This is a genomic window from Clostridia bacterium (assembly GCA_035628995.1).
In the GTDB taxonomy this organism is placed as follows: Bacteria; Bacillota; Clostridia; order Lutisporales; family Lutisporaceae; genus BRH-c25.
In genome coordinates, this window is record DASPIR010000029.1 from 134,826 (window position 1) to 146,933 (window position 12,108).

At 42.7% G+C, this 12,108-nt stretch carries 14 protein-coding genes; 3 read left to right on the forward strand and 11 right to left on the reverse strand.

Annotation, left to right across the window (positions count from 1 at the left end; all coding sequences use genetic code 11):
* Window positions 1–167: 167 nt before the first annotated feature.
* The 5 genes from VEB00_13420 to hutH all read right to left on the reverse strand — a co-directional run bounded on the left by VEB00_13420 (window position 168) and on the right by hutH (window position 4,376).
* Complete coding sequence (locus tag VEB00_13420) at window positions 168–617, reverse strand: chemotaxis protein CheW (protein HYF84014.1); 450 nt, start codon at window positions 615–617, stop codon at window positions 168–170.
* Between the two features lie 64 nt (window positions 618–681).
* Entirely contained in the window at window positions 682–915 is a 234-nt protein-coding gene (locus VEB00_13425) for a DUF896 domain-containing protein (protein ID HYF84015.1), read from the reverse strand.
* A gap of 7 nt (window positions 916–922) precedes the next feature.
* Window positions 923–1,567 (reverse strand): cyclodeaminase/cyclohydrolase family protein, encoded by a 645-nt coding sequence (locus VEB00_13430; GenBank protein HYF84016.1) that lies wholly within the window; start codon window positions 1,565–1,567, stop codon window positions 923–925.
* 19 nt (window positions 1,568–1,586) lie between these two features.
* The gene (gene hutI, locus VEB00_13435; GenBank protein HYF84017.1) at window positions 1,587–2,828 is read right to left on the reverse strand and encodes an imidazolonepropionase; all 1,242 of its coding nucleotides are present in this window, start codon (window positions 2,826–2,828) and stop codon (window positions 1,587–1,589) included.
* 21 nt (window positions 2,829–2,849) lie between these two features.
* A complete protein-coding gene (gene hutH / locus VEB00_13440) occupies window positions 2,850–4,376 on the reverse strand; it encodes a histidine ammonia-lyase (protein HYF84018.1) in 1,527 nt (508 codons plus the stop codon).
* A 283-nt stretch (window positions 4,377–4,659) separates the two neighbouring features.
* Between hutH and VEB00_13445 the strand changes: the two genes are divergently transcribed.
* Window positions 4,660–5,397 carry a lipase family protein gene (locus VEB00_13445; protein HYF84019.1) on the forward strand — a complete coding sequence of 246 codons (738 nt, stop codon included), beginning with the start codon at window positions 4,660–4,662 and terminating at the stop codon, window positions 5,395–5,397.
* A gap of 124 nt (window positions 5,398–5,521) precedes the next feature.
* Here VEB00_13445 and VEB00_13450 read toward each other — a convergent pair whose 3' ends face one another.
* From VEB00_13450 to VEB00_13470, 5 genes are all read right to left on the reverse strand, one after another.
* Entirely contained in the window at window positions 5,522–7,432 is a 1,911-nt protein-coding gene (locus VEB00_13450; protein ID HYF84020.1) for a YgiQ family radical SAM protein, read from the reverse strand.
* Between the two features lie 188 nt (window positions 7,433–7,620).
* The gene (thpR, locus tag VEB00_13455; protein ID HYF84021.1) at window positions 7,621–8,172 is read right to left on the reverse strand and encodes an RNA 2',3'-cyclic phosphodiesterase; all 552 of its coding nucleotides are present in this window, start codon (window positions 8,170–8,172) and stop codon (window positions 7,621–7,623) included.
* 74 nt (window positions 8,173–8,246) lie between these two features.
* The gene (locus tag VEB00_13460; GenBank protein ID HYF84022.1) at window positions 8,247–8,576 is read right to left on the reverse strand and encodes a hypothetical protein; all 330 of its coding nucleotides are present in this window, start codon (window positions 8,574–8,576) and stop codon (window positions 8,247–8,249) included.
* A gap of 24 nt (window positions 8,577–8,600) precedes the next feature.
* On the reverse strand, window positions 8,601–9,377 hold the full coding sequence (locus tag VEB00_13465; GenBank protein ID HYF84023.1) for a DUF72 domain-containing protein: 777 nt from the start codon (window positions 9,375–9,377) through the stop codon (window positions 8,601–8,603).
* A gap of 104 nt (window positions 9,378–9,481) precedes the next feature.
* Entirely contained in the window at window positions 9,482–9,751 is a 270-nt protein-coding gene (locus tag VEB00_13470; protein ID HYF84024.1) for a YkuS family protein, read from the reverse strand.
* A 263-nt stretch (window positions 9,752–10,014) separates the two neighbouring features.
* On the opposite strand from VEB00_13470, the gene VEB00_13475 reads away from it, so the two are divergent.
* Window positions 10,015–10,965: a M23 family metallopeptidase gene (locus VEB00_13475; GenBank protein ID HYF84025.1), complete on the forward strand. Its 951-nt coding sequence runs from the start codon at window positions 10,015–10,017 to the stop codon at window positions 10,963–10,965.
* A 58-nt stretch (window positions 10,966–11,023) separates the two neighbouring features.
* Complete coding sequence (locus VEB00_13480; protein HYF84026.1) at window positions 11,024–11,383, forward strand: polymer-forming cytoskeletal protein; 360 nt, start codon at window positions 11,024–11,026, stop codon at window positions 11,381–11,383.
* A gap of 63 nt (window positions 11,384–11,446) precedes the next feature.
* Here VEB00_13480 and VEB00_13485 read toward each other — a convergent pair whose 3' ends face one another.
* A complete protein-coding gene (locus tag VEB00_13485; GenBank protein HYF84027.1) occupies window positions 11,447–11,785 on the reverse strand; it encodes a hypothetical protein in 339 nt (112 codons plus the stop codon).
* Window positions 11,786–12,108 lie beyond the last annotated feature (323 nt).

The window sequence follows — 12,108 nt, forward strand, 5'->3', positions numbered from 1 at the left end:
ATTAGCCACTAAGCTAGTACCCTTTATATACGCATTATACTATTATATTATTAAATTGTTAATAGTGGGTTTCCTATAGTGTTACAATTTTCTTTCTATTCCACATTTTTCCTTGTAGTTCGGCAACAAAAAAAGTGCGGTTCCGTGCCGCACTTTAAAGCTGAGTCTTACATGGTAGCAAGTTGTACCTGCTCCTGATCATTGAGCAGGAAGTTCAGGTCGAGTATTATTAGCAGCCTGTCCCCTTGTTTTCCTATGCCTGTTATATATTTTCTATCCACCCCGGCTATTATCTCAGGGGTCTCCTGAATATTCGCCTCGTTCAATGTCAACACCTCTGATGCGTCATCGACAATAAAGGCGATCTGTTTTTCTCCGAAATTGATAACAATAGTCCTGGTATTATCAGTTAACTCTTGTTCAGGGATATTGAATCTCTTTTTTAAGCTTATAACCGGAATAACGTTGCCTCTGAGGTTCATTACTCCTTCTACAAATGCAGGGGTATTAGGCACCTTAACCGGTTCCTCATAAGGCCCAATTTCTTGAACCTGCATTATATTTACACCATACTCTTCCTTACCGAGCTTAAAAATAACAAATTGCACTTCAGCCATAAAAATCCCTCCCATAGCTAATTATACCACTAAAACCAATTTTGTGAATAATTATTACAAATTTCTAGTGCTTTTTGCAATTACAGCCATGGTCGCAATCATGATGTTCATGTTTGCATTCATGCTCGTCCTCGACAAATTCAATTGAATCAAGCTGGTGTCTTACTTGCCCTTTTATATATTCAATATATTTTCCCCTAAGCACCTGCTGCTCCAGCTTCTCTTCATCGTTCAAACCTTCCTGCTTGGATTTTTTAGCTAGCAAGTTTATCCTGTCTATCATTTCCTTAGTTATCATATCCTACCTATCCTATCCTTGAATTCACGATGTCAAGCAGTTCATCATGAAGCTTACGGCCTTCGGCAGTAAACCTTCTGCATCTTTCATAAGCCTCTGTTCTGACAGCCTCATTTGCAATTCCCGGAAGGTTTATGTTTACATTCAATACTGCCCCTTCCAATCCTGAAAGGGCTAATAACGCCCCTACGCCTACATCAGAGACAGCATTCTTATTGCCATACCTGGCAATTGAAGTTTGATTCTTAAGCAGGTTAAAGCAGCTTTCAGCAGTCTTTAAAGGAACCTGCAGCGCATATAGACTTGCTTCCTGCATCTTCTCCCCACGTGCCTTTTTTTGTTCCTCTGTATCCTTAGGCAGCTTCATTGCCTCCATAAACTTATTGAAGGCTTGGGTATCCTCGTCAACCAATCCTGTAAGCTCCTTCTGAAGTGCCTTTACATTGTCGAATTCCTTCATGAACGCCTCTTTTATATGTTCATCCAAGCCCTCATAAGTTTTCTTCCCAACTGATAGATTCACCACCATCATTGTAAGGGATGCGCCCAAGGCGCCTGACAATGCCGCTGTGCTGCCACCGCCGGGAGCAGGCTCGCTGCTCGCCAGCACATCACAGTAACTTCTTAAAGTCATATCCATTAATAAACTCATAAATTCACCCCGCTAATGTTTAGTTTTTTATCATTCTTCCGTTTTCTACAACTACTTTTCCGCTCTTAATAACGGTATTTACATGGTTTATACCAAAATGATATACTATGTATTCGAGATTTGGGGCATCAAATATTACTACATCAGCTTTCTTGCCCACTTCCAAGCTTCCGATTTCCCTTGCCCTGTCCACACCGTAAGCTGCATTCAAGGTCATTCCCTTTATTATCTCCTCTGGAGTCATTTTCATTCCAAAGCATGCAAAGGTCATTATGGACTGCAAGTTCTCAGTAGGACATGTGCCTGGATTGTAATCAGTTGCAATTGCTACCCTGACACCCATCTCCATCATCTTTCTTGCTTGGGCATATTTACCCAGCATAAGATAGAAAGAGGTTCCCGGAAGCAGTATCGCTGTAACCCCGGCTTTTGCCATCGCAGCAATACCTTCCTCCGATGCAGCAAGCAGATGATCCGCTGACACAGCACCCATTGCCCCTGCAAGCTCCGCACCTTGGAGCGGAATTATTTCATCCGCATGTATCTTTAGCTTGAAGCCTTGCTCTTTGCCCTTCTGCATTATGATCCTAGACTCCTCGGGCGAAAATACACCCTCCTCGCAGAATACATCAATGAACTCCGCAAGGCCATTCTTCTTAACATAAGGCATAACCTTTTCACACATAAAGTCAATATAGCCTTGGGTATTTCCCTTGAACTCTTCCGGTATCGCATGAGCTCCCATATAAGTGGACACTATATCGACAGGATGGGAGGCATTAAGCTCAGCAGCCGCCTCAAGACACTTTATCTCGGTATCAAAATCAAGACCGTATCCGCTTTTGGCTTCCACAGTAGTAGTACCGTGGAGCAGCATCTCGTTCAGGCTCTTTTCTGCCTTTGCTTTCAGCTCTTCCTTGGAAGCTCCCCTTGTGTTTCTAACGGTGCTTAATATTCCTCCGCCCATTTTCAGAATCTCCAGATAAGGTACCCCCTTGAGCTTCATAGGAAGCTCCTTTTCTCTGGAGCCTCCATGAACAAGGTGGGTATGGGCATCTATAAGTCCAGGGGTCACTGTCTTTCCGGCCGCATCAATTATTCTTGTATCCGGACCTGCCATATCCTTGGGAGCATTTCCTTCCCCCAGTGCTATTATTTTTCCGTCCTTTACTGCCAAATACCCATTCTCAATTATTCCTGCCCCTTCTACCTCGGTACAGGCTGCTATTACTGAAGCATTTATTATCAAATCAGCTTTCATTCATTACACCTTCTTTATGAGTTATTCCAGTTCTCCTATTGCACTTTCCACTGCCTTTACAAAAGCTTCGGATTTAACCATTTTGTCCAGTATATTCATGTCAGTATACATTATCCTGTCTTCATCTACAGGAGTCACTTCTTTTCTTATAACCTTATAAGCTTCTAAAGTACCCTTACCAAGCTTTACATCTCCTCTGAAGCTTATTGCCTGTGCTGCTGCGAAAGCTTCAATTCCCAATACTTTCTGCACGTTGTCCAATATAACTCTAGCCTTTCTCGCTGCAGTAGTTCCCATGCTCACATGGTCTTCCTGGTTCGCAGAGGAAGGAATGGAGTCTACACTTGCAGGATGTGCAAGAATTTTATTTTCCGATACTATAGAAGCAGCCGCATACTGAGTTATCATAAAGCCTGAGTTCAACCCGCCTTTTCTTGTCAGGAATGCAGGAAGATCATTGAGCTGTGGATTTACTAATCTCTCCAATCTTCTTTCTGAAACATTGGCAAGCTCTGAAACTGCTATACCCAAGAAATCCATAGGAATAGCTATCGGCTGCCCATGGAAGTTTCCTCCGGATATTACCTGATCCTCATCGGCAAATACAATTGGGTTGTCAGTTACTGCATTCAATTCTATAGTTATCTTTTCCGCCACATATTGTATTGCATCTCTGCTGGCTCCATGTATCTGAGGTATGCACCTTAGTGTATATGCATCCTGAACTCTTATCTCTCCCTGTGAGGTTGTGAGTTCGCTTCCTTCAACCAATCTCAGCATGTTTCTGGCAGCTGCCATCTGACCCTTTTGCCCTCTTACTTCATGCACCTTACTATCAAAGGCAGTTGTTATGCCTTTAAGTGCTTCCAGCGTCATAGCAGCTATTATGTCAGCATTCTTCATAAGATTTATAGCATCATGTGCGGCAAGTGCACCTATAGCCGTCATTACCGGAGTACCGTTAATAAGTGCAAGTCCTTCCTTGGAAGTCAGCTCTACCACTTTGATGCCCGCCTTGTCCATAGCTTCTTTGCCTGACAGCTTTTCTCCCTGATAAATTGCCTCTCCTTCACCCAACATAATGAGAACCATGTTGGCAAGAGGGGCAAGGTCGCCGCTAGCTCCCAGAGAGCCTTTTTCAGGAATTATAGGATGCACTCCCTTATTCAGCATTTCAATCAATGTATTCACTGTTTCAAGTCTGATACCTGAAAAGCCCTTAGCAAGTGCGTTTATTCTCAAAAGCATTATTCCGCGTACTACCTCTTCGGCCAGTGGATCTCCCATTGAACATGCATGGCTCACAATAAGATTTCTTTGCAATGTTTTGGTATCTTCCTTTGATATGAATACGTCGCTGAACTTTCCGAAGCCTGTAGTGATTCCGTACACCACAGCGCCCTTATCCACAAGGTTGTCAACATATTCTCTTGACTTTTTTATTCTGCCTATTGCCTGCTCAGTTAATTCGATTCTTTGGTTGTTTCTGGCAACATCAACAACATCTTTTATGGTTAAATGTTCACCATCAATCAACAAATGTCCCATTCTAGAATACACTCCTTATTTATTAAATTAGTGCATATATTATGCACTTTATCAGTTTTGTATAAACAGAACGTCAAATAATTTTGTACGCCTGCCAAATATATTTTATCAGAATTGTATTGCTAAAGTAAACAAAAAAGGATTCTTAAAGCATAGAAGCCTTCCATTATCAAATATGCAGTCACAGTGACGTTCGTTGACTTGCCTCGCTTCCGTAACCAGAACAAGTATAGCTGAATAATATATATTACTCGACTTTTTAGCGAAGAAAGGGAGCATCAAAATGGTTATCCCCATAGGTTTTGATAAAAATTTGGCATTATTCCTTGCAGATTGCTGTCTCCAGGCATACAATCAGTTTAACTGCAAAGGAACTTTTGATGTGCCCGGAGGTTATACTCTGGTTGATTCCATAGTGGCTGCGCCCGCCAGGACAAATGATTTGTACGGCTTCATTATAGAATCCGACCACAGCATAATAATCTCCTTCAGAGGAAGCAAATCCAACCCCGATTGGATTGCCGATGCGACAATATCGCAGACTTATTTCCCTTATACCCGTATTAAGCTTGGTATCCATTCGGGTTTTGCGGCTATATATAACGCCTGCAGGCAGCAGATAATGGATGTGTTAAACACTCTGAGCAGCTCAAAACAACTTTTCATCACTGGCCACAGCCTGGGAGGAGCCCTTGCGATACTTTGCTCTCTGGATGCAGCTGCCAACACAGTCTATAATAACCCGGTCATGTATAACTTTGGGAGTCCAAGAGTAGGCAATTCCAAGTTTGTAGAGATCTATAACGAGGTTATCGATAATAGTGTAAGAATTGTAAACACAAACGACGTAGTGCCCCTGCTGCCTCCGGCGGTAGTGCATCCTCCACTTTCAAACGAGCTCCTGTACTATAGGCATGTGAAGGATCTGCTTACAATTGCAGTGCAGACTGGCAGCATATTGAGGAATCATCTGGTGGAGAATTATGTCAATGGGTTAATGGCGATGGGCAATGGGCAATAGGCAATAGGCAATAGGGTATTCCTTTTGGGTATTGATGTACGAATGCCAAAGCAGCCATGTAAATAGCCAAAGTAGCTTATACCGTGCTATGACACGGCTGCTCTAATTTTCTTCATGCTCCAATCTATTTCTTTTTACCTCTTGCTGAAGGTCTTGCGGCTCTTGATTTCCGTGGACTTTCTTTTATTTCAGGCCTACTCCCGCTTCTTGAACTTCTTCTCCCGCTGCCCATATTCTTTGGTGGCTTTATCAGGCACTTTTCATCAAAGCCTATCAGATCTTCCCTTCCACCTGCCTTAAGCGCCTTGTATACCAGTTCGTAGTTCTTGGGGTCCCTATACTGTATCAATGCTCTCTGCATAGCCTTTTCCTCAGGGTCCTTGGGAACATACACATGCTTCATGGTTCTCGGATCAAGCTCAGTATAGTACATGCAGGTGGACAGTGTGCCCGGAGTCGGGTAAAACTCCTGTATCTGCTCCGGGTTATAACCCATATCCCTCACATATTCCGCAAGCTCAATAGCAGCCCCAAGGTCTGAACCCGGGTGGGCCGACATGAGATAGGGAACAAGATACTGCTCCTTTCGAAGCCGCTTATTCATATCAAAGTATTTTTTTACGAACTTGTCATATGTGCCTTTCCCTGGCTTGCCCATATACCGGAGCACCTTGTCAGACACATGCTCGGGAGCCACCTTGAGCTGCCCGCTTATATGGTTTTCGCAAAGCTCTTTTAGAAACTCATCGTCCTTGTCAGCCAGCATATAGTCATATCTCAAGCCTGAACGAACAAATACCTTTTTTACGCCGGGCAGAGACCTGAGCTTTCGGAGCAGCGTTATATAATCCTTGTGGTCCACCTTGAGATTCTTACAGGGCGCAGGATAAAGACACTGCCTGTTCTTGCACACCCCTTCTTTAAGCTGTTTATCGCAGGCGGCAGCTCTGAAGTTTGCTGTCGGCCCCCCTACATCATGTATATAGCCTTTAAATTCCGGATCCTTCAAAAGCTGTTCCGCTTCTTCAATTATTGATTCATGGCTTCTGCTCTGCACAACTCTGCCTTGATGAAAATTTAAAGCACAGAAGGAGCAGCCGCCAAAGCACCCCCGCTGAGAAACCAGACTGAATTTTACTTCCTTAAGAGCAGGTATGCCTCCCTGACCCTCATAAATCGGATGATATTCCCTGGTAAAGGGCAGACTGTATACATCATCAAGCTCTATTCTTGTCATGGTGGCAGTAGGCGGATTTTGTACCAAAAATCTTTCTCCATGGGGCTGTATCAGTACCTTTCCGGTATGATAGTCCTGTTCTCTGTATTGAAACATGAAAGCCTGGGCATATTTTCTGGTGCTGTCCCGAACCTCCTCGTAGCTTGGTATCACTGTTGAGTCCTGTATGTTATCAAGCTCTGAGGTTATGTAGGCAGTGCCGTTTATATAGGTTGCATATTTTATTTCCATTCCTGAGTCAAGGGCTTCTGCCACTTGTATTATAGGTTTTTCTCCCATTCCATATATCAGAAGGTCTGCCCTGCTGTCAAACAGTATGGATCTCCTGACCTGATTGTCCCAGAAGTCATAGTGTGCGAATCTCCGAAGACTGGCTTCAATTCCCCCTATTATAATGGGCACATCCTTATAGGCCTCCCTGAGTCTGTTGCAATATACTGTAACTGCCCTATCCGGCCGCTTTCCCCTTGCACCACCCGGAGAATAAAGGTCCTCCCGCCTGTGCTTCATACTGGCAGTATAGTGATTGACCATTGAATCCATGTTGCCCGAAGACACCAGAAAGGCAAGGCGCGGCTTGCCCAAGACCTTGAAGGCGTCCGTGTTTCTCCAGTCAGGCTGAGGAATTATACCCACCGTATAGCCTCGGTTCTCCAAAACCCTTGTTATTACGGCATGACCAAAGCTTGGATGGTCTACATATGCATCTCCGCTTATACATATGAAATCAAGCTGCTCTATTTTTCTTTTCTGCATGTCTTCCTTCGAAATAGGAAGAAAATCGTCCCTGTTAATCAAAAAATCACATCCGAATATATATTTTGCTGCGTGCTGCGTGCCACGTGGCTCGTGCAAGCCTAGGTATTCCTATATGGTCTGGTACACGATATTTAGTACTTGTAATGCTAAAGACGATATTGTTTTATTTATTATCCGTGTATTCCGTGGAATTCAGTGTCTTCAGTGTTATCCGTCCCCCCCGAAACCTATTTTAGACTAAACGTTGAAACCGGCGTGTAAAGCCTTTTTCCTCCTGCTTCCTCACTTTTTATCAGGGAAATCTCCCCGATTTCAATGGTCTTGAAGCTTTGAAAGTTTACTTTCTCCTTAAGCTCTTCAAAGGGTATCTTCAGTACTAAATCCTGAGCTATTGTTATGTGCGGGGTATAGGCCTTCATTTCCTTTTTCATACCCAGCCTGTGCATTTCCTCCTCCATATCGGAATACAATGCCACCAGCTTATCCAATTCCCCTGAAAACCCCAACCAGAGGGCATGAATACTCCCTTTGCCATCAAAGTAGCCGATTTTGTCTATGTTAAGGTAGATTTTCTGGTGCCTTGAGGCAATACCCTTGAGTGACTTTCCAATGTCGACAGTTTTGGCTTGCTGAACTTCGCCGAGGAACTTAAGTGTCAGGTGAAAGTTCCCTACATACTTGAATCTTCCTCTTTCTGAGTTTTGCCGTACTATATGCTGTATGCCCGCGATACTGTCCTTTACATCCCTGTTAAAATCCGCCCCTATAAATGTTCTCATGGACAAGCCTCCCCTATATATTAGTGCTTATTAACATAACATATTTCCATTCAATCAAAATGTTAATAACGCACCTAAAGTACCGCTATAACGTATGATACAATCACAATCAATACCCCCGCCACTATTAGTATGTATCCCCACATAAGGCCTTCCCTTTTTTGTACAGCAACTTCTTCCCCTCTTTTTGCTTTCCTGAGCTTGGATTTGAGCACGGAAAAAGGTAGAACGCTCCATATACCTCCTGCCACTGAAGTAAGTATTCCAACACTGAATATGTAATTGCTTATTATAAAATTATTTACAGAGTGGCCGTATACTAATAATGCTGCCAAGGTTGGGAGTATTACACCAATTGCTGTAATCGCAGCAGCATTTACTATAGTTTTTACTCTTTTATCCATGATATATCCGCCTTCCGTATAGTTTTATTCTGCTATTCCCAGCAATCTTTTAAGCATAATACCGTTTATTACAGCTTGAGCTCTGAAATGATTGTTAAAGCTTACAAAGCATTTTTCAGACTGTTTCTCAAGCTCCAATATCTTCCCTTTCCACTGCTCCAGTTCGCTCTCCTTATAGAGATAATCATATCTCTCATACGCTTCCTTATGATCCCACCATTTTTCATCGTTTCTTCCATGGAACCTGACATAAGCGACTTTGGAGGTGCCTATTGCGCTTCGGTCCAAAAGTCCCGCAACTGATGGCTCATCTACACAGACATAACCCAAGTCGTTCGAACGCAGGAGCTCCATGGTTCTGTCATTAGCCCACTTGTTGTTCCTGAATTCCACCACCATATCAAAATCGGCAAATCTTTCCCTGAGACCAAGAATATAGTCCATATTCTCCTTGTTGAAGTGGAAGGAATATGGAAACTGGGAGACCAGGCACCCCAGCTTTCCGGCCTGCTTCAGCACTTCCACCGCGCCAAGAAAATCCTCGTAGTCCTTATCCCGCGCATCTCTCGCGTGAGTCATTGACTGATGCAGCTTGACAGTAAAAACAAATCCATCTCCTGTCTTTTTCTGCATATTGTAAAACATAAAGGCATTAGGTATCTTATAATAAGTAGAATTAATCTCTGTGAAGTCAAAGGAGCCGGAATAAATGCCCAACATATCCCCAGCCTTCGCATCTTCAGGATAGAATGGCCCTACCCAATCCTTATAGCTGTATCCCGATGTTCCTACATATATCATCCTATTGCACTCCTATCAAAAAAATGAAGACATAGAAAAAGTATGCAGCCAATTTGGTGCATACTTTTATTTTATACAAGTACGAGCGTATATTCCACATTAATTTATCTTTTCTTCAAATCTGCAGCCCTTAATACCTCGTCATAAATTTCATCCTCGGTTTTACCATTGGCATTTATTACTGCTGTATTAGTCACCACATCTTCCATTCCCATAAAGTTGGAATCAGAACCGCTGACAACAATGGCATCAAATTTGTCCAAGGTTCTCTGAGAATCTTTATTATTGCTGTCCAGCTCCTCTACAGAGCAATCCTTGCTTTCCAGGTACCTTTTAACATTGCTTAACGGCTTTTCTATGCCTACCTTCTTCATATCCATACCTCCAAAATCTGATTTTCATTTCATAAAAGTATTATTCTCTAATTTATAATTTTTAATGATAATTTTTTGGGACTATACATTATGGCAAAATTAGTCTAAAATGGTTAATAAGTATCTTGTTAATTAATTTTTCCATGTGAATTTCTTAGTTCAGTAAAATTTGACTCCTTTGTAGATTTCAAACCTGTGATTCCAATAATGCAGTTTGAAATTTTTATGTCTTTAGATATTAATAAGAGTAAAGGATGATTCATTTGAAAAAAGCAATGATGAAAAACAAAAAGAATTATGCTACTTTCATGTTCATTCCTGAAAGTCAGTCTACAGTTAAATCTTTCAGAATGCCGATCTGGTTTCCCAGATTTGTTACTGTATCGATTATTCTGCTTGTTTTAGCATCTACAGCAAGTTTTTCTATTTTGTCATCTCTTAAACTTCAGTATGCAATCAGCAAAAGTGAAATAGGAAAGCTCACAGTAATCAACAGCTCTCAAAAGGTTGAAATTGAAAAACTGCAGAAAAACTCTGAGGAAGTACAAAAAAAACTGGAAGAGAACTCACGGATGCTGGAAGAGGTTAAGAAAGCGGTAGGTATTACTCCTTCCGCCACCAGCAAAAGCACCGACAGCAGTCCGGTTTCTTCAGATAACAGCTCTTCTTTCAGCAAGCTGGCAGCGAAGCCAAGTTCCGATTTATCGGCGAATATAGAGGGTATTGAATCTGACTTTGCATCACTTGCTGGTAAAATTGCAAGCCAAAAAAAGGAAATAAGTGAATCCTTGGGACCAATAAAAAACAAACTTGCATATTTGATGGCCAAACCATCCATTATGCCCGTTACTGCCTCTATAACTGCTGGTTTTGGTTATAGAAAAAATCCTTTCACAAGCAGAGGCAGCGAATTCCATAAAGGTATTGACTTTGCAGCCTCCTACGGCCAGACTGCTGTAGCAACCGGTGATGGCATTGTAATTTTCTCAGGCTGGAATGCAGGCTATGGAAGAATGGTAATAATATCCCATGGCTACGGCCTTACCACCTTATATGGCCACAATTCAAAGCTGCTCGTTAAGCAGGGAGATAAGGTCAAGAAGGGGCAAGCCATCACAAAGGTAGGAAGTACAGGCAGAAGCACTGGAACTCATCTGCACTACGAAGTAAAGCTAAATGGAAAAAATGTCAACCCAACGAAGTACTTCAACTAAAATGTTATCTTAATAAGCATTTATATATTGCAATTTATATGTAAAAGGAGGTAGTATAATGTTTGGCTCAGGCAAGAGATCATTGAACGGAGATAAAATGGATACTCTTATAGGAAAGGGTACAAGCCTTGAAGGTACTGTCAATGCCGAGGGTACTGTAAGGTTGGATGGCAAAGTACACGGAGGGCTGAATATAGCAGGCAACCTGATTGTCGGCGAAGAAGGAGCCATCAAAGGCAATATAAAAGCAGAAAATGCATTTATTGCCGGAGTCGTAGAAGGCAATGTTATTGCAACCTCCCAGCTCCATATTACACACACTGCAAAGGTTATAGGCGATATAACAGTTAAGAACGTCATTGTTGACGAAGGCGCTGTATTCATAGGCAATTGCAAGATAATAACTGATAACGCATAGAAGCAGGACATGCATAAACCCAAGCCGTAAATCGGCTTGGGTTTATTTTATCTCATCTGATGACTACACAGCATTGCTCACAACTGCAACAATCCTGTCAAGAGGTATGTCTGTTACAGAGCCTACTGTCCTTATATAACCAGTAGTGCCCCCATAGCCTCCTCCGTAGCCGCCCATAGGCCCGCCGCATGCATTGCCCAGTGCACAGCCGGGAGCCGGTCCTATGTGGGTTACAAGTCTAACGAAACATTGGTTTACTGAGAGTATAACACCAGTAAAGCCTGAGCCTGAGTCTCCTCCGCTCGTAGTGAATATCGTTACAGTTTCTCCTATTAGGTCTGAAAGCAGGTCAAAAAAATTTCCGGTGAAGCCGCCGCCGCCGTAACCAAATCCATTTGCCATTTTCTCACCCCCTTTCCCTCAATTGGACTTCTCACTTCCCACTTCCATACTATGTACATGCACCGATTTGGTGACAGCATGTATTTAAAAACTTGAGGGAATACATGGATGTATCATCCCGTATCCCCTTTGTAAAATGTTGTTTATTTATTTTCCTTCAGCTTGTTACACAGCATTACGTACAACTGCTGCTATTCTATCAAGAGGAATATCTGTTACTGAGCCTACTGTATTCACATAACCACCGCCGCCGCCGTAGCCGCCCATACCGCCGCCGTAGCCGCCCATACCACCGCCGTAGCCGCCGCCATAGCCGCCTACGG

Bases quoted from the DNA above. Each gene is read 5' to 3' on its own strand.
- VEB00_13420 (HYF84014.1), bottom strand. From the start codon at position 617: ATGGCTGAAGTGCAATTTGTTATTTTTAAGCTCGGTAAGGAAGAGTAT.
- VEB00_13425 (HYF84015.1), bottom strand. From the start codon at position 915: ATGATAACTAAGGAAATGATAGACAGGATAAACTTGCTAGCTAAAAAA.
- VEB00_13430 (HYF84016.1), bottom strand. From the start codon at position 1,567: ATGAGTTTATTAATGGATATGACTTTAAGAAGTTACTGTGATGTGCTG.
- hutI (HYF84017.1), bottom strand. From the start codon at position 2,828: ATGAAAGCTGATTTGATAATAAATGCTTCAGTAATAGCAGCCTGTACC.
- hutH (HYF84018.1), bottom strand. From the start codon at position 4,376: ATGGGACATTTGTTGATTGATGGTGAACATTTAACCATAAAAGATGTT.
- VEB00_13445 (HYF84019.1), top strand. From the start codon at position 4,660: ATGGTTATCCCCATAGGTTTTGATAAAAATTTGGCATTATTCCTTGCA.
- thpR (HYF84021.1), bottom strand. From the start codon at position 8,172: ATGAGAACATTTATAGGGGCGGATTTTAACAGGGATGTAAAGGACAGT.
- VEB00_13460 (HYF84022.1), bottom strand. From the start codon at position 8,576: ATGGATAAAAGAGTAAAAACTATAGTAAATGCTGCTGCGATTACAGCA.
- VEB00_13465 (HYF84023.1), bottom strand. From the start codon at position 9,377: ATGATATATGTAGGAACATCGGGATACAGCTATAAGGATTGGGTAGGG.
- VEB00_13470 (HYF84024.1), bottom strand. From the start codon at position 9,751: ATGAAGAAGGTAGGCATAGAAAAGCCGTTAAGCAATGTTAAAAGGTAC.
- VEB00_13480 (HYF84026.1), top strand. From the start codon at position 11,024: ATGTTTGGCTCAGGCAAGAGATCATTGAACGGAGATAAAATGGATACT.
- VEB00_13485 (HYF84027.1), bottom strand. From the start codon at position 11,785: ATGGCAAATGGATTTGGTTACGGCGGCGGCGGCTTCACCGGAAATTTT.